The organism is Lactococcus taiwanensis, from assembly GCF_014905395.1.
Lineage (GTDB): Bacteria > Bacillota > Bacilli > Lactobacillales > Streptococcaceae > Lactococcus > Lactococcus taiwanensis.
In genome coordinates this window covers 91,272-112,194 of the sequence record NZ_BNDT01000001.1, presented here as the reverse complement: position 1 = coordinate 112,194, position 20,923 = coordinate 91,272, and the positions used below count along the sequence as shown (strand labels likewise).

Sequence of the window (20,923 nt, the reverse complement as noted above, 5' to 3'; positions counted from 1 at the left end):
ATTATACCAAAAAATAACAATTTTTGGGGCGTCAGTTTGACGTATACTGCTGAAAAAAAGAGGCTTTTCAGCTTCTCTTCTCGTTTTCATAAATACCGATATGTTCATTTTGATAACGCCCCTCTTCAATCATTGCAACCAGTGCAGACGCATAATCCGCATAAGAAATTCGACTTTCACCAGCAGCATTATGTCCCAAAATATCATTCGTTAAAGTATAGTTACCCGTTTCTTTACCTTCTGGATCAAAAAATTCTGCGGGCGAAAAGAAAGTTACATTAGCTGCGGAATTTTTAAAGATGAGACTCGCAATAGCCATTTGATTGACTGTCGGATAATAAGGGAGCGTTTTGGGCAGCGTATCCACTAAGCGTGTCATCCGTTCATCATCTAGGTACATTGACCCTGCACCTCCCACGACAATTAGTCGCGTTTGGCTTTGAGCCAACAAATCCGTTAAATGAAAAGCGACTTTCGAATAATCTTTTTCCTGCCCTTGGGGTGCCCGATAAGCTAAGACAATCGCATCAAAGCCTTCCAAATCTGAAAGTTGCAAATCAAAAAGATCTTTTTCAACGACCTTTGAAACCTCAGTTTTTAAACGACTGGCTTGTCGCACATAAGCAGTGACTTCAAAACCTTTTGCCATCGCTTTTTGGGACACTAAAGTGCCCACTTTGCCACTTGCTCCGATGACTGCAATTTTTTTCATCTTTTCCACTCCATTCTTTTATTTATTTTTAATTATAACAAAAGCATAGTCTAAAACTTTTGGATAAGTTCAAAAAAAGTGGCACAAGCCACTTTTATTTTTTTATTAACGGGCGAGATTTATTCGTCGACCAAGATGGTCCATCACGAAAGCACCCACAAGTAAACTCGCAAATTCACCCAACCCCATTGTCAGCCAGGTGATCCAAAATGGCGCCCCTGCTACTACTTTTAACTCCAGCGCAATCGTAAACATGCTCAGAGAAAAGAAAACGGCAAAGTACAAAAAAGCTTGATTTAATTTACCATTAAAGAAATAACGATTTTTAAAACGATCAAATAAAAGAACACCAAGTGTCAAAAAGACAAGGGTTGAAAGTCCACCCACGATTACATCGACCCAGGTAAAGCTTAAAAAATTGGAAATCATGCAACCTATGGTTACCGCAATAATATATTTTTTATTAAAAAAAGCGGTAAAATTGAGCATTTCAGAAATCCGAAATTGGACAGGACCGTAACTCATTGCATTCAATCCTGGGGTAACAGTTAAAATAACGTAGAGGGCAGCCACAATTGCAATCGTGACCAAATCATAAGTTTTTGAGTTTTTCAAAAAATTCTCCTTTAGCGGCCAAACCGCATATAATATGCTTGAGCAAAGGGAAGAAGGCTCAAGGGTTGACTCACAATTGAGCAACGGTTTTATTTTAGCAAAATTTACAATAAATGAAAAGCACTGAAACATTTCCCTTTGAGCGAATGGGAGAAATCTTTCGTGCTTATCACTTGGTAAATCTTAATATTGAGAACAAACAGCTTATCCAGCCCTTTTTTATTACTGACCAGCTGGTCAGCAACTTATTTGATGGTCCAGCCACCATCAATCGGAACAATTGCTCCCGACATATAAGAGGCTTGGGGGCTTGCTAAAAAGAGGGTCAAATCAGCCACTTCGCGAGGGCTAGCCCATCGTTTAGCTGGTGTCTCATCGGCTACCCATTGGGCCATCTGACCATTATTTTCAGTAAAATCAGCCGCATTCATCGGTGTATTGATGGCACCTGGAGCGATGGCTGCTACTTGAATTCCGTGTTGTGCTTCATCCAAAGCTAACTGTTTTGTCAACCCAACAATGGCATGTTTACTGGCCGTATAAGCGACGCCACCACCACCAGCAACCAAGCCCGCAACTGAAGCCATATTGATAATGACTCCTGATTTTTGAGCTTTCATTTTTGGCAAGAATGCTGAAATCATCAAATACATTGAATTGAGATTCGTTGATAAAATACTTTGCCAAAGTGAGAAATCAGTTTCTTCCAAAGTTTTATAAGCATCCAAAACGCCCGCTGTATTGAGTAAAACATCAATACTTCCCACTTCGTCAGCCAATTTTTCAACTGATTTTTCATCGGAAACATCAAGAATTTTTACTGACAGATTTTTTGAATTACTGACAGATTCGTCAGTAAATTCTTGTAAGTCCACAGCGACAACCTCTGCGCCTTCGGCTAAAAATACTTTTGTTTGAGCCAAGCCAATACCACTGGCAGCACCTGTAATGAGCACTTTTTTCCCAGAAAATTTCATTTTGTAGCCTATCACTCTATTCAACCAAGGCCCAATCATCAGCCAAAACGTCGCAAGGCGTTGGGGCCCACATTGAAAAACCTTCACCCTCTCCCGAGACATTAATCAAGAAATAAGGGGTAACTTCCAGCTTCTCACCAGATTCTAAAACAATCGAATCATAGAGTTTAACATAATTTTCGGCACCAGACCAACCTTGTGTTCTAACTACTTTTTTCCCAGCTTTAAGTAAAGCTAATGCTTCTTCAAAAGTCATTTTTTCCTCCATATTGTTTAAAAAGGGGCTTTCGCCCCTCTTGATATTACTGATAGAATTGTCAGCAGAGCTAACAATTCCTTTATCTACATCTAAAATGCTCATTATTCAATCGCATTTTACTGACAGAGCTGTAAGTAAAATATTAAATGCCGATTACCCAATCAACGAACCAGCAGGAACATCATCATCAACGGTCAAGACACGCAATTTTCCATCAAATTCGGCTGACAAAATCATTCCTTGTGAAACGTATTTTTTCATCATTTTACGTGGTTTCAAGTTGGCTACGATTTGTAATTTTTTACCTACTAATTCTTGTTCATTGGGATAGAATTGTGCAATGCCTGACAAGATTTGACGGGGTTCAGAATCACCAGCATCCAACTTAAATCTCAACAATTTATCAGAACCTTCAACAGGTTCTACTTCAAGCACTTCGGCAACTTTTAGTTCAATCTTTTCAAAATCATCAAACTTAATTTGTGGTAAAGTTAAATTCAATTCAACTTCTTCAGGCACCCACTCATCTGCCACCTCAGCGGATTCCGCTGAGCCGCCAGCCATTTGTAATTTAATATAAGCAACCTCTTCTTCCACATCAAGACGCGGGAAAATAGGTTGACCTTTTGCTACTACAAGATGAGTAAATGAATAGCCAAAAGCAAGATTTTCAAGTGAAAATGATACTTCATCCATTCCCAATTGCTCAAAGATTTTACCTGAAGTTGCACGCATAAAGGGTTGTAAAAGGCTACCAGCAATTCGTAAATTTTCTGCCAAATGATACAAAACATTATTCAATTTTGCTTTGTCATCTTCTGATTTAGCAAGGACCCAAGGTGCTGTTTCATCAATATATTTATTTGTTCTTGAAATCAATGTCCATACATCAGCCAAAGCCACGTTGAATTCAAATTTATCCATTGCTTTATGGAAATTACTAATTGTTTCTTCAACCACTTCTTCCAAACTTGCATCAAATTCAGTCGAAACTCCTGTGTTTTCAATCTTACCATCATTGTATTTGTTAATCATTGAAACGGTACGATTCAGCAAATTCCCCAAATCATTGGCCAAATCAAAATTAATCCGTCCCACAAAGTCTTCTGGAGTGAAAATGCCATCTTGTCCAAAAGAAATCGCACGCATCAAATAATAACGAACCGCATCAAGGCCATAGCGTTCAATCAACATCTCAGGATAAACAACATTTCCTTTTGATTTAGACATTTTTCCGTCTTTCATCAAGAGCCATCCATGAGCGAAAACTTGTTTTGGTGGTTCAATTCCTAGAGCTTTACAGAAAATTGGCCAATAAATCGTGTGGAAACGAACAATTTCTTTTCCGACCATATTGACACCAGGCCAGAATTTTTTATAAAGTGAGTCGTCATCACCATAAAATCCTAGAGCTGTCACGTAGTTAAAGAGCGCATCCAACCAAACATAAACCACATGTTTTGGATTTGATTTTACAGGAATTCCCCAAGTGAAAGTTGTCCGAGAAACGGCCAAATCTTCCAATCCTGGTTTAATGAAATTATTAATCATTTCATTTTTACGAATGGCCGGCTCAATAAAGGTAGGGTTAGCTTCATAAAACTCAAGGAGCCAATCTGCATATTTGCCCATACGGAAGAAATAAGATTCTTCTTCAACCCATTCTACTTCATGACCAGAGGGTGCAATCCCACCAGTCACGTTGCCCGCTTCATCTTTAAAAACTTCTTCCAATTGTGTTTCAGTGAAAAATTCTTCATCAGAAACAGAATACCAACCCGCATATTTACCTAAGTAAATGTCATCTTGTTCCAGTAATTTTTCAAAGATTTTTTGAACGGCTTCTTCATGATAAGTGTCTGTCGTACGGATAAATTTATCATAAGAAATGTCCAATTTTTTCCATAATTCTTGAACATCAGCTGCCATTGGGTCCAAGTATTCTTTAGGGGTCATTCCCAATTCTTCGGCTTTTCGTTGAATTTTCATGCCGTGTTCATCAAGCCCTGTTAAATAAAAAGTATCAAAGCCCATCAACCGTTTGTAACGCGCAAGCACGTCGCAAGCGATGGTTGTATAGCTTGAGCCCAAATGAAGTTTCCCAGAAGGATAATAGATTGGTGTTGTAATGTAAAAAGTTTTATTTTCAGTCATTTTAAGTCCTCTCCGAGCGAATGAAACTCGTTATTTTGAGAATTTTCTCCTCTTCATTATATCAAAAAAGCTCCGATATCGCTTTGACCGGCTAAGTTTGTTATAATAATTGTTAAGTAAATGGATAGACTACCCTAACAAATCTCCTCGGTAGCCTTCCTAAAGAAGGAAAAGTTATGAAATACAAATTTATCTCATGGAATATTGATTCACTCAATGCTGCTTTGACAGGTACTTCTGAACGTGCAGCACTTTCACTCGCTGTCGTAAAACAACTTGCCGCAGCACAGCCAGATGTCTTAGCCATTCAAGAAACGAAGCTTCCCGCTACAGGACCTAAAAAGCCACATTTAGAAGCCCTAGAAGAAATTTTTAAAGGGTATAAATTAGTCTGGCGTTCTTCTGTTGAACCAGCCCGCAAAGGCTACTCGGGTACACTTGTCCTCTACAAAGAAACGCTACCTGAGCCGACCATCACTTTTCCAGAAATCGGCGCTCCTGAACCAATGGATGCCGAAGGACGCATCATCACCTTAGAATTCCCCGCATTTTTTGTTACAACTGTTTATACACCGAATGCCCAAGAAGGCTTGACAAGACTTGATTTACGTGGAATCTGGGATGATAAGTATCGGGAATACCTCGCAAGTCTTGATGTACAGAAACCTGTCTTTGCTTGCGGTGATTTCAATGCCGCTTACACCGAAATTGACCTTGCCAATCCCCGTGGTAACCACAATTCCGCTGGATTTACTGACCAAGAACGTGAAAAATTTGGACAACTCCTAGAAGCAGGTTTCACGGATACTTTCCGTTACATCCACGGTAATGTTGAACACTTCTTTGCTGAAGGACGTAGTATCTACACTTGGTTTGCACAACGTGCGAAAACCTCAAAACTCAATAACTCTGGTTGGAGAATTGATTACTGGCTCGTTTCTAATCGTATTGCAGAAGGTGTCCGAAGCTCTGAACCCCTCGATTCGGGCGAACGCCTCGACCATGTGCCTATCCTCCTAGAAGTTGAACTTTAAAAAATGAGTGTCTCAGACACTCATTTTTTAATTGCTTCATAGTCACTTTCTTTATAACCTATTTGGACAATTTTCCCATCTTTAATGAGTAAAGGACGCTTTATCAACATTCCATTAGAGGCCAGCAGTTCTGCCTTATCTGTTGTCGCCATTGTGGGTAACTGATCTTTAAGCTGGAGGTCACGATAAACAAGTCCACTACTATTAAAAAATTTTTTTATTGGAAACTTGTCTTGTATGAACCAGTCCATCAACTGAGTACTTGTCGGCGGAGTAAGTTTAAGATCAATCGCTTCGTAAGCAATCCCCATCTCATCAAGCTTGCGTTTGGCTTTCTGACAAGTGGAACATTTTGGGTACCAGTAAAACGTATACATTTTTTCTCCTTAACGCTTTTTTTTATATTATACCATAAGAAAAACGCCAAGGAGTAAACCAGAAAACCCGAGCCAATGCTCAGGTTTTATTGATAAAAAATATGTAGGGACTATTCATGATCCTTTTTATGTTTTGCTGAGTCAACACCATCGTTAAACTTGTCAGCAACATCTTCAGCCACGTCAGAGGCTTTGTCTTTAAGATGACCAAGTCCTTCTTTAGCTTTACCAAGTAAACCTTCAGCTTTACCTTTAGCCTCAAGCTTTTCGTCACCTGTTACTTTACCAGTAGTTTCTTTGATTTTACCAGAAGTTTTATCTTTAGTAGCGTCAAGTTTGTCATTCAAAGTCATAGTAAGACCTCCTAATTTTTTATTAACTTAATTCTCATTTTGTTTCTTAAACTTTACGAGTTTTTAATTTTTTGCTCGTCCAAAGATTGCAGAAACAACTAATACTAGAATTACCGCACCAATAATGGATGGTAAAATTGCCATACCAGCTAATTGTGGACCCCAATGTCCGAGGAGTCCTTCACCGATCGCAGAACCAATTAAACCCGCCAAAATATTACTGATAATTCCCATTTTTGCACCGCGGCTTGTGATTGCTCCAGCAATAAGACCAATGACACCTCCGACGATTAATGACCAAATAAAATGCATTCTTTTTCCTCCTTTATTATTTAGTTTTAACCTACTTCTTATTTTAACACCTGACATATAAAAAGTACAGAAAACTGCTCACAACTTCTTAAAAATTGTAATATATAAAACACTGACCCTAAAGAGTCAGTGTTTTAAGAATAAAGTTCTGTTGAAAGGTAACGTTCCCCACTATCAGGGCAAAGCGCCAATACTTTTTTACCAGGACCTAATTTTTTTGCAATTTGGTAGGCTGCCCAAACTGCAGCTCCTCCAGAAATTCCAATCAATATGCCTTCTTCTTTAGCAATTACTCTGGCCATTTCGAGGGCCTGATCGCTCATGACATCAACAACATAATCATAGGCCTGAGTATCAAGGTTAGGAGATAAAAAAGGAATACCGATTCCCTGTATCCGGTGGGAACCACTTGTTCCACCAGATAATATAGGCGATTCGCCAGGTTCTACCACATAGGTTTCTACCGAAAGGTCTTTTTGTTTAAGGTAGTGAGATACTCCAGAGATAGTTCCACCTGTTCCCGCACCTGCCACAAAAGCGTTTAAGCCTTCTTCTTTGAAAGCTCGCCATATCTCAGGGCCTGTCGTTAATTCGTGGGCTGCACTATTTGCAACATTTTCAAACTGCATCGGCATATACCAACCTTTTTCTCTGACATATGTGGCCGCAAGATCTATAGCCGCCTGGATGCCTTGGGATGCTGGTGTCAAAACGAGTTGAGCACCATATGCCTTGATTAACTGCTGACGTTCTTTTGAATAATTATCAGGCATAATAATCACCACTTTGTATCCTAGTGCTGCGCCCACCATTGCAAGTCCAATTCCCGTATTTCCAGATGTTGGCTCAACGATAGTGCCCCCTGGTTTAAGTAAGCCTTGCCTTTCGGCAGCTTTGACCATACTTAAGGCAATACGATCTTTTACAGATCCACCAGGATTAAACCGTTCAAGCTTTAGATAAATTTTTGCACTCTCTTTAGGCGTATGGCTCAATTGAACAATAGGGCTTTCACCGATTAAATGTGTAATGTTTTCTATGATTTTAGTCATCTCTGCTCTGCTACCTCACCTAAGATAAGCCTGTCTGCCCTAAGCATTTACAGCTTCAAGCGCTTGCTGCAAATCCTCAAGCAAGTCTGCAATATCTTCTACACCTACGGATAGGCGGATTAATCCATCTTTGATCCCGATTGTTTCACGAATTTCTTTTGGAATTGAAGCATGTGTCATAATGGCTGGTACTTCAACTAGACTCTCGACTCCTCCGAGCGATTCTGCCAAAGTGAAATATTTGAGTTTTTCAACAAAGCGTTTAACACCTGCTTCATTTACTAATTCAAAAGAGACCATCCCTCCGAAATCACGCATTTGCTTTTGAGCAATCGCATGCCCCAAATGTTGGTCAAGTCCCGGATAATAGACTTTTGCAACTGCTAAATTTTCCTCTAAATAACTTGCAATTTTAAAGGCATTTGCACTGTGCGCATCCATCCGTAAAGCCAGTGTCTTAATTCCCCGCTGAACTAACCAGCTATCTTGTGGACCAAGGACCGCACCAATTGAGTTTTGTAAAAACCCAATCTGTTGCGCAAGCTCCTGCGAGTGAGTTGTCACAAGTCCAGCAACTACATCAGAATGTCCACCCAAGTATTTTGTCGCCGAATGCAAAACTACATCTGCGCCTAAAAGAAGAGGTTGTTGGAGGTAAGGCGTTGCAAAGGTATTATCAACTAGCGTTAAGGCATGATGTGCTTTAGCAATTTTTGAAATTGTTGCGATATCCAAGATTTTAAGTAATGGATTGGAAGGTGTCTCAAAGTAAACTGCTTTTGTTTGAGGAGTAAATGCGTTTGAAAATGCTTCAAGGTCGCTTAAATCAATCAAATCATACGTAAGCCCTACTTTCGTCATGACTTTATCCATTAAACGAAATGTCCCACCATAGACATCATCAGCAAGAATGATATGATCTCCAGCAGAAAACATCGAGAGGACTGCATGTATCCCAGCTAGTCCAGAGCCAAAAGCAAACCCTTGAATGCCCCCTTCCAGATCTGCAATCAAACGCTCAAGCGCATGACGTGTAGGGTTTCCAGAACGCGAATACTCATAGGCTTTAGGCTGGCCCAGGGCATCTTGCTGATAGGTGGAAGTTTGGTAAATAGGAACAGAAACAGCTCCTGTTGTAGAGTCCGTAGCAATCCCCCCATGAATCACTTTTGTTTTTAAATTGGTCATTTCTTCTTCCTTTTCTTTTTATGTGCTCTTTATAAAATAACATGAAATTCACGTGCTTGCCATAAGATTTTTTTATCACAGGATTCATTATTTTTATCGGTTAAAAAATAAAAAATGAGCAAAATATGCTCATTTTTAATATTTTCTAAAACGTTGATAACGTTGCTCAGTCAGTGCTTCAACTGACATTACTGACAGCTCTGTCAGAGCTTTTGATAATTGATTTTTGATGTTTTCAATCAGATTGTCTTCTGCAATGATGCCTTCGACCAGTCCCATTTCAAAGAGATGAGGGGCTGTGATTTTCATCAGCTCAGCTGCTTCATCACGCCGGGAGCCATCTTTCCACAAAATAGTTGCAAATCCTTCCGGTGAAAGGACAGAATAAACAGCGTTTTCCAAAATATAAACTTTATTGGCAACAGCTAAGGCCAATGCTCCACCTGACCCACCTTCACCAGTAATAAACGTAATGATAGGCACTCGGAGATCGGACATTTCCAATAAGTTACGCGCGATAGCTTCTCCTTGTCCACGTTCTTCGGCTTCAATCCCTGGATAAGCGCCTGCCGTATTTACAAAAGTAACAACTGGTCGACCAAATTTTTCAGCTTGTTTCATCAAACGTAGTGCTTTTCGGTAGCCATTGGGAGAAGGCTGACCAAAATTAGTCGCTAAATTTTCTGCTAGGTTGTGTCCTTTTTGAATCCCAATAACCGTAACGGGTTGGCCAGCAAAACGTGCGATACCACCCACAATTGCTTCATCATCTGTTAATTGGCGGTCACCATGCAGTTCAAAAAAGTCAGTAAAAACTTGCGCAATGATATCTCGGGCTGAAATCCGATCAGCTGCACGCGCTTTATTGATAATCTCCGCAATGTTTTCCTGCGTTTCTTTTTTCGTCTTCTTAATTTCAGGCATTGTTTCCCTCCAAATCCGAATGAAGTGCTAAAAGTAAACTCAGCTTTTTGCGCAAATCTGTCCGTTTGACGATTGCATCAACAAAACCATGTTGTAACAAGAACTCGGCTTTTTGGAAATCATCTGGTAACGTTTGGCGAACCGTTTGCTCGATAACCCGTCTTCCAGCAAAGCCAATCAAAGATTGAGGTTCAGCAAGAATAATATCCCCTAAACTTGCAAAGGACGCTGTCACTCCGCCAGTTGTCGGATCAGTTAGCACCGTAATATAAAGCAGACCTGCGTTGGAATGACGCTTTACTGCCGCCGATGTTTTGGCCATCTGCATTAAAGACATGATTCCTTCTTGCATTCTAGCTCCACCTGAGGCTGTAAAGACGATGACAGGAAGTTTTTGAGCTGTCGCATACTCAAAAAGTCGTGTTAGTTTTTCTCCAACCACAGTCCCCATTGATGCCATAATGAAGGTTGAGTCCATAATAGCAAGAGCTGTCTTTTGACCTTTAATACTCGCTACCCCTGTCATGATTGCTTCGTCAAGGCCAGTTCTAGCTTTTGTTGCTGCTAATTTTTCAGGATAACCTGGAAAATCTAGCGGATTGTCACATTCAATCCCTACAAACATTTCCTCAAAGGAATCTTGGTCGGCTATAAGCGCAAGACGTTCTTTAGCTGTAATTCGGAAATTGTAGTCGCAATTAGGACAGACTTTGTTCTTTCCTAAGTCTTTTTGGTAAATCGTGTGTTTACAAGCAGGACATTTAGCAAAAAGTTCATCTGGAACTTCGGGCTGATCGGCCTGTTTTTCGATAATTGATCGATTTGGATTAATTTTAATGTATTTTTTCTTTTGGAAAAGAGCCATTTTTGCATCCTTTTCTCATTTTTTTATTGGAGCTTCATTTTTAAAATTAAAGCAGCGAAAATTTTCGCATTAGATTTCTTTTTGGTATTCTGGTAAAAAAACATTTCCTAAGAAACTTGTATCATAGTCACCAGCTACCACGTGAGGATCAGAGATGAGCTCAAGCTGGAAATCCACATTGGTGATAACACCTTCTACGTCAAATTCCATCAAAGCCCGTTGCATTTTCATCAGTGCTTCAAAACGGTTTTCACCATGAACAATGACTTTAGCAATCATACTATCATAATAGGGCGGAATGCTGTAACCACTGTACATAGCGCTATCAACCCGCAAACCAACTCCACCACTTGGCAAGAAAAGATTAGTAATCTTTCCGGGACTTGGTGCAAAATTAAATTTAGGATTTTCCGCATTAATTCGACATTCAATCGCATGTCCACTAAAAGTCACATCTTCTTGCTTGACAGACAAGGCATTGCCATTGGCTACACGAATTTGTTCTTTGACAATATCAACACCTGATACAAACTCTGTGACCGGATGTTCAACTTGCACACGTGTGTTCATTTCCATGAAATAAAAATTACCAGAAGACTCATCAAGTAAGAACTCAATGGTTCCCGCGTTTTCATATCCCACGTGGGCTGCTGCTTTTACTGCAGCTGATGTAATTGCTTCGCGCAAAGTGTGTCCAATTGCAACTGACGGAGATTCTTCAAGCACTTTTTGGTTATTTCTTTGCAAGGAACAATCACGTTCACCAAGATGAATCACATTGCCATGGCTATCTCCTAAGATTTGAACCTCAATATGACGCGCTGGGAAAATCATTCGTTCGATAAACATGGCTCCATTACCAAAAGCTGCTTGGGCTTCTGCTTGGGCTGCTTCAAAAGCTGGGACAAGTTCCTCAACATTATTAACCTTACGAATTCCTTTACCACCACCACCAGCTGATGCTTTAAGCATGATGGGGTAGCCAATTTCTTCAGCAATTTTTACTGCTTCATCAGTGGTATGAACTTCGCCCTCAGAACCTGGTGTTACAGGAACACCAGCTTTAATCATTTCTGCACGCGCATTGATTTTATCACCCATCATATCCATCACTTTTGCTGACGGACCGATAAATTTAATATTCATTTCCTCACAAAGACGAGCAAATTTTGAATTCTCAGAAAGGAATCCAAAACCTGGGTGAATCGCTTGTGCGCCAGTTGCCACAGCAGCTGACAGAATATTGTTCATATTAAGATAAGACTCAGTACTTCTAGCTGGTCCTACACAAATGGCTTCATCTGCCAAGTGGACATGTAAGGCATCACGGTCAGCAGTTGAGTAAATCGCTACCGTGCCTACCCCCAATTCACGTGCTGCGCGAATGATTCGCACCGCAATTTCGCCACGATTGGCAATTAAAATTTTATTAAACATAGTTAAGATGTGAGTCCAGCACTTGATTATTTGGGTTCAAGTTTCGAAGCTCCACTCCTTTCTCCTTTGCGGAAAATTGTCCTTAGCGCTTGGCTCAGCGCTTTTTTACTGACAGAGCTGTCAGTAAAAGAGATGAGCGTGTAAATTTCTACTGAAAATACACGCGGGATAAAATAAAATAAGTCCGAAAGATGACCGTGATCTTAATAAGTCACGGCTTTCTTTTTACTGACAGAATGGTCAGTTTTTTTAGTATTAACTTAACAGTACGCGGTTTAAGCACCCAAGGCAAAGGTCAATGTTCCTTTTGCTGCAAGTTTGCCATCTACGGTTGCCTCTGCTTCAACAACGGCAATAGGACCACGGCGTTTGATGAACTTCGCGTGTAAGACTAATTGGTCACCGGGTGTGACTTGTTTTTTATATTTGACATTATCCATGCCGGCATAAAAGACCAATTTACCTTTGTTCTCAGGTTTTGATAACTCCAAAACACCAGCCGCTTGTGCCAAGGCTTCCATGATTAAAACACCTGGCATCACTGGATATTGTGGAAAATGCCCTTGGAAAAATTCTTCATTAATCGTTACATTTTTGATGGCAGTAATCTCGTCATCAGCGATATCAATGACGCGATCCACCAATAGAAATGGATAACGATGAGGCAAAGCCTCCATGATTTCAGTTACATTAATATTTACTTCAGTCATTTGCTCTCACTCTTTTCTTAAAGCACACTGACGGACTGGTCAGTGGTTTTTTCACCTTCTCATTTACTGACCATGTGGTCAGTAAACTTATTTGATTCTAATCAGCTCTTGACCGAATTCAACCACTTCTTCAGGTGAAACCATGATTTCAGTTACGACACCATCCGTAGGTGCTGGAATTTCATTCATGACTTTCATTGCTTCAATAATCAATAAGGTTTGACCTTTTTTCACAGCGTCGCCAACTTTGACAAATTCTGCTTTATCAGGCGTTGGTTTAAGGTAAGCCACCCCAACTAATGGCGAAGTCACAGCCTCACCTTCAGCAGCTGCTGGGCGCGTTTCTCCTGCTGCTGTTTCAGAAACCGTTTCAGTTTTTGGAGCAACGGCAGGAGCGGCTACAGGAGTAGCTGGAACATTTACAGCAGGTTGAGCAACCCCAAGGCTTTCAGAATGATGTCCTTCATTTTTTGAAAATGAGAGCGTTCCTTCAGCATTTTTCCAAGAGAATTCACGTAAAGATGAACCATCAAATTGGTTCATCAAATCTTTTACTTCTGAGATGTTCATTTTGCTTATTCTCCCGTCCATTTCTTAAATGCCAATACTGCGTTGTGGCCACCAAAACCAAAGTCTTGTGACAATGCAAGGTTAATTTCAGCAGGTTGACCTTCTCCAAGAACAACGTTAATTGTCATGCCTTCGTCCAATTCTTTGGTTCCTGCATTCACTGGTGCATATTGATTCAAAATTGCTTGCACGGTTGCAACAGCTTCAATCGCACCTGTTGCACCAAGGGCATGGCCGTGCAATGCTTTCGTAGATGAAACATAAGCTTTATCGCCCACTACATTATGGATTGCTTTAGCTTCTGTTTCTTCATTAGCATGTGTAGAAGTACCATGTGCATTAATGTAATCCACTTCAGAAGCATCAACACCCGCTTCTTGCAAGGCCAATTTCATCGCATTTTCAGCACCGATTCCTGATGGTGTTGTCATGTGATAAGCATCATTCGTATTCCCATAACCAACAATCTCAGCCAGGATATTAGCCCCACGTGCTTTCGCATGCTCAAGGCTTTCCATGATTAAGACCCCTGCACCTTCACCCATAACAAATCCTGAGCGTTCCTTATCGAAAGGACGACACGCAATAGTAGGATCTGATTCTTTGGTCAAAGCAGTCAAGTTAGCAAAACCAGCAATCCCTAATTCACAAATAGCCGCCTCGGCACCACCAGCAATCATGGCATCAGCGTAACCATGTTTAATTTCACGGAAAGCTGAACCAATAGAGTTTGCCCCAGCCGCACAAGCCGTAACTTCAGCACGTGAAACTCCACGAGCTCCTGTGCGCAATGCGACATTCCCTGTTGCCATATTGGCAATAGCCAAAGGAACATATAAAGGTGTCACCTTACGTGGTCCCTTAAGCAAGGCTTGTGAATTTTTTTGTGATTGTTCCAAACCACCAATCCCAGAAGCCATGATACAGCCTAAGCGGTCATAATCGGTGTTTTCTTCAGTGATCCCAGACATCGCCATAGCATCCAATGCAGCGTAAACCGCATAAAGTGAAAAAGTATCCATACGACGGGCATCTTTTTTCTGGAAATATTTGTCAAAAGGAAAGTCCTTCACTTCAGCCGCCACAGAAATCCCAGTTGCTTCTGCGTCAAAGTGAGTGATTGGTCCGATTCCTGTCTTTCCTGCCTTAAGGTTGTCCCAGAATTCTTCAGGGCTGTTCCCAATGGCACTGACCACGCCATAACCTGTAATTACAACTCGATTTGTCATATTGATTAGTTGAGAGCTTATAGCCTTTAAGCATACAGAGTCGCAAGTAACACTCCCTTAATTAAAAGCGCTCTTCACTGCCCCTGTATGAAAACTATCAGCTCATTCCTTTCTTTGTTTATAAATAAATAGATTCGTTAGTCATAAAAGACCTTACATAGCCATTCCACCATCAATGGAAAGCACCTGACCGGTCATATATTCTTGCTCAGCCAAAAATTGGACAACTGTAGCCACTTCTTCAGGATTTCCAAAACGCTTCATTGGAATTTGTCCTTTCATCATGTCCTTAACTTTGTCAGAAAGTACTTCTGTCATGTCCGACTCGATAAAGCCTGGCGCAACTGCATTCACGCGTACATTGCGTGCAGCGACTTCACGGGCAATTGATTTAGTCAAACCAATCAAACCAGCTTTGGAGGCTGCATAATTTGCTTGTCCAGCATTACCTACTAAACCAACTACAGAAGAAATGTTGATGATCGCTCCTTGACGAGCACGTGTCATAGGCTTCAAGACTGCTTGCGTCATATTAAAAGCGCCTGTCAAGTTAATCTTGAGAACCGCATCGAAATCTTCTTCGCTCATTTTTAAAGATAAGCCATCACGTGTGATTCCTGCATTATTGACTAAGATATCAACTGAGCCCAAAGCTTCAACAGCTTCTGCAACCATTCGTTTCGCATCTTCTGATTTAGAAATATCACCAGAAATTCCAACTGCTTTTACTCCAAAGGCAGTAAATTCTGCAAGTAAGTCTTCTGAGATTTCAGAGCGTCCATTGATGATCAAATTACTACCAGCTTTCGCAAATTGCAAGGCAATCGCTTTACCAATTCCGCGCGTTGATCCTGTGACAAAGATGTTTTTATTTTTGATTTCCATGTTTTCTCCATGTGTTTATAAATCGAAATGTTCTCAGAAAATATTTTTCTAAGAAATGATCTTTAATAGCTTATTTAGCTTTTGCTGTGCTGACTTGGATAAGCAAACCAAGAAGGCGTTTTAAAAAACAGACCTTTTAAAATTAATTTTATTGCTTAAGCATTGCTTCAAAAGAAGCCAAATCTTCAACATTCATGTAATCAGCCGTCTTGTCAATTTTTCGGATGAAACCAGACAAAACTTTACCTGGTCCTACTTCGATAAAGCGAGTCGCACCAAGTTCTTGCATGGTAGCGACGGATTCATAAAAGCGGACAGGCTCCATCACTTGCCGAGTCAATAAGGGCTTGATTTGCTCATTTTCCATGACTTGCGCTGTGGTGTTTGAAATCAAGGGAAGTTTAAAATTGTCAAATTTTACATTTTCCAATTCTTGAGCTAATTTAGCAGAGGCAGATTTTAAAAGTGCTGTATGGAAGGGACCTGATACCTTTAATTCGATCATTTTGCGTACACCAGCTTCTTTAAGAAGTGCTACTGCTTGATCAACGGCAGCAACCTCGCCACCAATCACAATTTGACCTGGGGTGTTATAGTTTGCCGGACTAACAACTCCAAGCCCGCTCGCCTTTTGACAAATCTCTTCAATAACTTTAGCATCAGTATTCATGACAGCAACCATCTTACCTGAACCAGTCGGTGCTGCTTCAGTCATATACTGGCCACGTTTAGCTACAAGTTTAACTGCTTCTTCAAAGGAGAGGGCACCAGCAGCCACTAAAGCTGAATATTCTCCAAGACTAAGCCCTGCTACTAAATCAGGCGTGATGCCTTGTTCAGCTAACAGTCGCATAATAGCCACTGAAGTCGTCAAAATTGCAGGCTGTGTATAGATTGTTTCATTAAGTTTTTCTTCATCATTGTCAATCAAAGCACGAAGATCATAACCTAACGCAGCTTGCGCGCTGTCAAAAGTTGCTTTAACAATATCATATCGATCATATAAATCACGAGCCATACCGAGTTTTTGTGCGCCCTGGCCCGAGAAGAGAAATGCTGTTTTAGTCATCTATTATTGCACATTTTTTCTTCTTTAAAAATGTGTTTATCCTTTATTTTTTTCTCTCGTGGAGTTAATTATTAGTATTATAAAATGTTTTTTATGATAAAAAAAATGACATTTTGTAATATGAAAATCAAGAGAGTAGGCCTAGTATCACTCACTAGGCTCCCTTGTCCTGATAATCTCTTTATCTACTTAAAGTCAAGTTTTCAAAGAGTGAGGTAACGAAAAGGAGGGTGAAAAGCGCAAGAGAAAATCTTTCTTTGCCTAATCACCCCCATCCGAATTATTTGTTGTCTTCTACGTATTTAACGAGGTCAGCAACTGTTTTCATATCTGCTTCTGTATCAACTTCAACGTCGAATTCGTCTTCGATGTCGTTGATGATTTGGAAAAGGTCAAGTGAATCAGCATCGAGCTCTTCAAATGAAGTTTCGAGTGTTACTTCTTCTTTATCTTTACCGAGTTCGTCTACGATGATGTCTTGTACTTTTTCAAATACTGCCATGATTTTTTCTCCTTTAATGAGTGAAAATATTTATATTATAGCCGCTTTTGCGGATTATAACCTTTAGTTAGAAAGTGAATGCCTTGTAGCATCCATGTAGTGCTTCAGAAGGATAGGCTGATTTTGTTGGTGAAGCTTAACTCAACCATTGCCTATTCCTTTTAGAGATTAATGAGTGTTGTCCCCCAAGTGAGTCCACCACCAAATCCTGTCAAGACGACTTTAGTTTGACCGTCCAAACTAAATATACCATTTTTTACGGATTCTGACAACAATATAGGAATACTTGCTGCAGAAGTATTGCCATATTCTTGCATATTTTGGAGGAACTTAACCCTTGGAACATCTAGTTTTTTAGCCATTTTATCTAGGATTCTAGAGTTCGCTTGATGCAATAAATAAAAATCTACTGCGTCTCGTGAAATCTGAGCGGATTCAATGGTTGCTTCAATATTTTTAGTAACATCACGTACCGCAAAATCAAAAACAGCGCGACCATTCATACTTAGTGCAGGCTGCTCATAACTTTTCGAAGCAAAAGGCGTCTCGAGATCTGTAATGCCAGAGCGAAGACTATCCCCACGGTTACCGTCAGTTTGCAGCTTCTCAGCAATAATTAAGGGTTGCTCACCGGTATTTTCTAGAAGCACACCTGCCGCCCCATCTCCAAAAAGAACAGCTGTCGAACGATCTGACCAATCAATAACCTTTGAAAAGACCTCCGCCCCAATTACTAAGCCCCGTTGGTAGCTTCCTGAACTAATGAGCTTGTCTGCTGTGGATAAAGCAAAAACAAAACCCGAACATGCAGCTGTGAGATCGTATGCAAAGGCATTTGTCGCACCAATTGCTGCCTGCACTCGTGCAGCTGTTGAAGGCATGAGCGAGTCGGGGGTAATCGTTGCTACAATGATAAAATCAATTTTTTCAGCTGCAAGATCAGCTTGAGTAAGAAGTTGTTTGGCTACTTCACTCGCTAAGTCTGAAGTGTTTTCTCCTGTTGAGATGTGGCGATTTTTAATACCCGTACGGCTATAAATCCACTCATCATTGGTATCCATAATTTTTGATAAATCATCATTGGTTACCACTTTTTCTGGCACATAATGTGCCACTTGGGTTATTTTCGCAAAAGTCATTATTTCATATTCTCCAAAGAATTGTGCAAAGCGGCAAGTTCGCCCGCCAACTTATTTTCCGTTGTTCCATACACGCTATCAAACAAATTGTCAGTGATAGTGTGGAAAAACTCACGGTGTGTCGCACAGAGCCCATCTCCTTTTTCTGTGAGCGCAATATGCGTCACTCGGCGATCAGCAGTGGAACGTTTACGCTCAATGTAGCCTTTATCTTCAAGGCGATTGAGGGTAATGGTAATGGTCGATAAGGCCAATTTTTGGTTTTTTGCAATATCAGTCGCTCTTGCTGTACCTAAAGTATGCACCAAAGTCAAAATTTGCAGCTCTTTGACGGTGACGTCAGAATAAGCTGAGTCTTTTAAAAATTGCTCTTCTAATATCATAAAGTCATGAAACAGTTGGATCAACCACTCGTTTACTTTATCGAAATCCGTTTTCATCTGTCATCCTTTTTATTGAGGGTGTGGCTTGTCCTGCTCGTCCACCTTGCTGTATTGTCGGGAGCAAGCGAGGCGTGTCCTTTGAAAGTGAGTTCGGCTTATCCAGAATCTGGGAAAGCAAGTAGGTGAGGCTAAGCTCACAATCCAGTTTTCAGCAATTTCCTTTGACAGCTAGACAGGGGACAAGCTTTTTGCTGACGCAATTACCTCTCCCCTGCATTTGGTGGGTTTCCATTACAGTTTCCAGTAAGATGAACTCAATTTTATTTTTATATTGCAAACCATTTACTGTATCAAATTATATTATTTTTCAGAAACTTTTGCAAGTGAAAAAAATGTGTAACCGTTATTTTACAGCTGTCTAATCTGGCTCTTTTCTTATATTTGTAAAAAAAAAGTTACTGACCAGCTGGTCAGTAACTTATAAAATTTATTCAGGATTACTTGCGATTAATTCAAGCTGTCCCGTTAATTTCCAAGCTTCTACAGAACTTGGCAAAATAAAGTGATCTCCTTTTTTCAGAGGATAATCTGCTCCCGCAATGCTCAGAACACCTTCTCCCTCTAAGACAGAAACTAAAGTGTAATCTGCAACTTTGGTAAATTCATGCGCGCCATGAATTTGCCATTTATAAACATCAAAGAAAGCTGATTTCACAAGCGTTGTAATTTCTGCATCAGCAAATTTTTCAGTTTTAACTTGATTTTCAGGAACTTTGTCGCCTGGAATATTCAATACATCAATTGATTGTTGAATATGTAATTCACGCAGATTTCCTTGGTCATCTTTACGGTCGAAATCATAAACACGGTAAGTTGTATCAGAGGATTGTTGTGTTTCAAGAATAACAATGCCAGCACCAATTGCGTGCATTGTTCCTGACGGAACATGGAAGAAATCTCCTGTTTTCACTTTTACCTTACGTAACAAATGATCCCAATCACCAGATTTAATCATTTCTGCTAATTCTTCACGTGATTTAGCATTATGTCCATAGATAATTTCAGCGCCTGGTTCAGCTGAAATAATGTACCAACATTCAGTTTTTCCAAGTTCACCTTCATGTTTTTGACCATATTCATCATCTGGATGAACTTGCACAGAAAGCCAGTCATTGGCATCTAAAATTTTAGTTAATAAGGGAAAAACTTCTTTTTGACTATCACCAAACAATTCGCGGTGACTTGCGTATAATTGGTCAAGTTTTTGACCTTTAAATTCGCCATTAGCAATTGTTGACACACCATGTGGATGAGCAGAAATAGCCCAATATTCACCAACTTTGTCTGATGGCAAATCGTAGCCAAATTCTTTCAAATGGTCGCCGCCCCAGATTTTTTCTTGCAAAACTGAGTTCAAAAACAATGGTTCTTTCATAATTTCCTCCTTAGTTACACCTGTTCTGCACAAGCCTTGATGATCAACTGAAAATCTTAATTGCTCATTTCTTATTCTAAAATTTTTTTAGACAGATAAAGGAGCCACTCTTTTCAGTTTTCCGATCGCTCCTTGCAGGACTTAAAATCAGCAAATAGTTATTCGCTTTCATTTCACAATGTCCATTATATCACAAAATTTAACTGGAGTAATTCTCTCAACTTTTTTGACATCAAAAAATTACTGACAGAGCTGTCAGTAATTTTTATATCAGTACTTTCATTTAATACTCAGCTTTATCATTGAGTCCTCGTAAAAGTTCATCAATTTTTGAGCCGTATTCAACAGATTCATCTTTAGCAAAAGTTAAATCTGGAATTTTGAAAATCGTCATACGTTTTGCCAACTCACTCTTGAAAAGACCAGTTGCTTTTTTCAAAGCTGTGGCTGCTTTTTCATTATCAGAAGCCAAATTAGACAAGAGGCTATAATAAACAGTCGCTTGACTCAAATCACCAGTCAATTGAACATCCGTGATATTTACATCTTGAACCCGTGGATCACGTACTTTATTTCGTAAAATATCATTGATTTCGCGTTGAATTTCTACGGCAACACGGTCGCTACGAAAAGAATTTCCCATTTTCTCCTCCTATTTTTTCGTTTAAAAATGCAGATAAATGATTTTTAAATCACTTTTCCACACCCACATTTAAAATGAGTTCGGAAGGCCAGAAGTTTA

General features: G+C 40.0%; 25 protein-coding genes and 1 riboswitch. Of the genes, 2 read left to right on the top strand and 23 right to left on the bottom strand.

Features of this window, described 5'->3' with window-relative positions:
* Positions 1 to 67: 67 nt before the first annotated feature.
* The 5 genes from JKP71_RS00530 to metG form a co-directional block, all read right to left on the bottom strand.
* Positions 68 to 712 (bottom strand): NAD(P)-dependent oxidoreductase, encoded by a 645-nt coding sequence (locus tag JKP71_RS00530; protein WP_200406632.1) that lies wholly within the window; start codon positions 710 to 712, stop codon positions 68 to 70.
* 105 nt (positions 713 to 817) lie between these two features.
* Positions 818 to 1,327, bottom strand: coding sequence for a QueT transporter family protein (locus JKP71_RS00525; RefSeq protein WP_075525019.1), 510 nt, complete (start codon positions 1,325 to 1,327; stop codon positions 818 to 820).
* A riboswitch (PreQ1 riboswitch) is annotated at positions 1,325 to 1,429 on the bottom strand. It overlaps the preceding gene by 3 nt.
* A 143-nt stretch (positions 1,430 to 1,572) precedes the next feature.
* Positions 1,573 to 2,304, bottom strand: coding sequence for a 3-oxoacyl-ACP reductase (locus JKP71_RS00520; protein ID WP_200406631.1), 732 nt, complete (start codon positions 2,302 to 2,304; stop codon positions 1,573 to 1,575).
* A gap of 16 nt (positions 2,305 to 2,320) precedes the next feature.
* A complete protein-coding gene (locus JKP71_RS00515) occupies positions 2,321 to 2,560 on the bottom strand; it encodes a DUF2829 domain-containing protein (RefSeq protein WP_011835550.1) in 240 nt (79 codons plus the stop codon).
* A gap of 156 nt (positions 2,561 to 2,716) precedes the next feature.
* The gene (gene metG / locus JKP71_RS00510; RefSeq protein ID WP_200406630.1) at positions 2,717 to 4,717 is read right to left on the bottom strand and encodes a methionine--tRNA ligase; all 2,001 of its coding nucleotides are present in this window, start codon (positions 4,715 to 4,717) and stop codon (positions 2,717 to 2,719) included.
* A gap of 176 nt (positions 4,718 to 4,893) precedes the next feature.
* Here metG and JKP71_RS00505 point away from each other — a divergent pair, with 176 nt between their 5' ends.
* Positions 4,894 to 5,751: an exodeoxyribonuclease III gene (locus JKP71_RS00505; RefSeq protein ID WP_200406629.1), complete on the top strand. Its 858-nt coding sequence runs from the start codon at positions 4,894 to 4,896 to the stop codon at positions 5,749 to 5,751.
* Positions 5,752 to 5,771: 20 nt separating this feature from the next.
* Here JKP71_RS00505 and JKP71_RS00500 read toward each other — a convergent pair whose 3' ends face one another.
* From JKP71_RS00500 to accC, 8 genes are all read right to left on the bottom strand, one after another.
* Positions 5,772 to 6,128 (bottom strand): arsenate reductase family protein, encoded by a 357-nt coding sequence (locus JKP71_RS00500; RefSeq protein WP_200406628.1) that lies wholly within the window; start codon positions 6,126 to 6,128, stop codon positions 5,772 to 5,774.
* 110 nt (positions 6,129 to 6,238) lie between these two features.
* On the bottom strand, positions 6,239 to 6,481 hold the full coding sequence (locus tag JKP71_RS00495; RefSeq protein WP_075525024.1) for a CsbD family protein: 243 nt from the start codon (positions 6,479 to 6,481) through the stop codon (positions 6,239 to 6,241).
* A gap of 63 nt (positions 6,482 to 6,544) precedes the next feature.
* Positions 6,545 to 6,793, bottom strand: a complete 249-nt coding sequence (locus tag JKP71_RS00490; protein ID WP_075525025.1) for a GlsB/YeaQ/YmgE family stress response membrane protein — start codon at positions 6,791 to 6,793, stop codon at positions 6,545 to 6,547.
* A 134-nt stretch (positions 6,794 to 6,927) separates the two neighbouring features.
* Positions 6,928 to 7,845, bottom strand: coding sequence for a cysteine synthase A (gene cysK, locus JKP71_RS00485; RefSeq protein WP_200406627.1), 918 nt, complete (start codon positions 7,843 to 7,845; stop codon positions 6,928 to 6,930).
* Between the two features lie 39 nt (positions 7,846 to 7,884).
* Positions 7,885 to 9,033, bottom strand: a complete 1,149-nt coding sequence (locus tag JKP71_RS00480) for a cystathionine gamma-synthase (protein WP_075525027.1) — start codon at positions 9,031 to 9,033, stop codon at positions 7,885 to 7,887.
* A 135-nt stretch (positions 9,034 to 9,168) separates the two neighbouring features.
* Positions 9,169 to 9,957: an acetyl-CoA carboxylase carboxyl transferase subunit alpha gene (gene accA, locus JKP71_RS00475; RefSeq protein ID WP_075525028.1), complete on the bottom strand. Its 789-nt coding sequence runs from the start codon at positions 9,955 to 9,957 to the stop codon at positions 9,169 to 9,171.
* Positions 9,950 to 10,822, bottom strand: a complete 873-nt coding sequence (gene accD, locus JKP71_RS00470; protein WP_075525029.1) for an acetyl-CoA carboxylase, carboxyltransferase subunit beta — start codon at positions 10,820 to 10,822, stop codon at positions 9,950 to 9,952. The genes accA and accD overlap by 8 nt, the downstream gene beginning before the upstream one ends.
* Before the next feature lie 69 nt (positions 10,823 to 10,891).
* Positions 10,892 to 12,259: an acetyl-CoA carboxylase biotin carboxylase subunit gene (gene accC / locus JKP71_RS00465; protein WP_200406626.1), complete on the bottom strand. Its 1,368-nt coding sequence runs from the start codon at positions 12,257 to 12,259 to the stop codon at positions 10,892 to 10,894.
* 9 nt (positions 12,260 to 12,268) lie between these two features.
* Between accC and JKP71_RS09610 the strand changes: the two genes are divergently transcribed.
* Positions 12,269 to 12,403 carry a hypothetical protein gene (locus JKP71_RS09610; RefSeq protein WP_267905512.1) on the top strand — a complete coding sequence of 45 codons (135 nt, stop codon included), beginning with the start codon at positions 12,269 to 12,271 and terminating at the stop codon, positions 12,401 to 12,403.
* Positions 12,404 to 12,534: 131 nt separating this feature from the next.
* Here JKP71_RS09610 and fabZ read toward each other — a convergent pair whose 3' ends face one another.
* The 10 genes from fabZ to rbfA all read right to left on the bottom strand — a co-directional run bounded on the left by fabZ (position 12,535) and on the right by rbfA (position 20,824).
* Positions 12,535 to 12,969, bottom strand: a complete 435-nt coding sequence (fabZ, locus tag JKP71_RS00460; RefSeq protein WP_075525031.1) for a 3-hydroxyacyl-ACP dehydratase FabZ — start codon at positions 12,967 to 12,969, stop codon at positions 12,535 to 12,537.
* A gap of 87 nt (positions 12,970 to 13,056) precedes the next feature.
* Positions 13,057 to 13,539: an acetyl-CoA carboxylase biotin carboxyl carrier protein gene (gene accB, locus JKP71_RS00455; protein ID WP_200406625.1), complete on the bottom strand. Its 483-nt coding sequence runs from the start codon at positions 13,537 to 13,539 to the stop codon at positions 13,057 to 13,059.
* A gap of 5 nt (positions 13,540 to 13,544) precedes the next feature.
* Positions 13,545 to 14,768: a beta-ketoacyl-ACP synthase II gene (gene fabF, locus JKP71_RS00450; protein ID WP_075525033.1), complete on the bottom strand. Its 1,224-nt coding sequence runs from the start codon at positions 14,766 to 14,768 to the stop codon at positions 13,545 to 13,547.
* A 153-nt stretch (positions 14,769 to 14,921) separates the two neighbouring features.
* Positions 14,922 to 15,653, bottom strand: coding sequence for a 3-oxoacyl-[acyl-carrier-protein] reductase (fabG, locus tag JKP71_RS00445; protein WP_075525034.1), 732 nt, complete (start codon positions 15,651 to 15,653; stop codon positions 14,922 to 14,924).
* A gap of 148 nt (positions 15,654 to 15,801) precedes the next feature.
* A complete protein-coding gene (fabD, locus tag JKP71_RS00440) occupies positions 15,802 to 16,722 on the bottom strand; it encodes an ACP S-malonyltransferase (RefSeq protein ID WP_200406624.1) in 921 nt (306 codons plus the stop codon).
* A 280-nt stretch (positions 16,723 to 17,002) separates the two neighbouring features.
* A complete protein-coding gene (locus JKP71_RS00435) occupies positions 17,003 to 17,224 on the bottom strand; it encodes an acyl carrier protein (RefSeq protein WP_075525036.1) in 222 nt (73 codons plus the stop codon).
* A 161-nt stretch (positions 17,225 to 17,385) separates the two neighbouring features.
* Positions 17,386 to 18,363, bottom strand: a complete 978-nt coding sequence (locus JKP71_RS00430) for a beta-ketoacyl-ACP synthase III (RefSeq protein ID WP_075525037.1) — start codon at positions 18,361 to 18,363, stop codon at positions 17,386 to 17,388.
* Entirely contained in the window at positions 18,363 to 18,803 is a 441-nt protein-coding gene (locus JKP71_RS00425; RefSeq protein WP_200406623.1) for a MarR family winged helix-turn-helix transcriptional regulator, read from the bottom strand. Before JKP71_RS00425 ends, JKP71_RS00430 begins: the two co-directional genes overlap by 1 nt.
* A gap of 430 nt (positions 18,804 to 19,233) precedes the next feature.
* Positions 19,234 to 20,181 (bottom strand): mannose-6-phosphate isomerase, class I, encoded by a 948-nt coding sequence (gene manA, locus JKP71_RS00420; RefSeq protein WP_200406622.1) that lies wholly within the window; start codon positions 20,179 to 20,181, stop codon positions 19,234 to 19,236.
* Between the two features lie 283 nt (positions 20,182 to 20,464).
* A complete protein-coding gene (rbfA, locus tag JKP71_RS00415) occupies positions 20,465 to 20,824 on the bottom strand; it encodes a 30S ribosome-binding factor RbfA (protein WP_075525040.1) in 360 nt (119 codons plus the stop codon).
* Positions 20,825 to 20,923 lie beyond the last annotated feature (99 nt).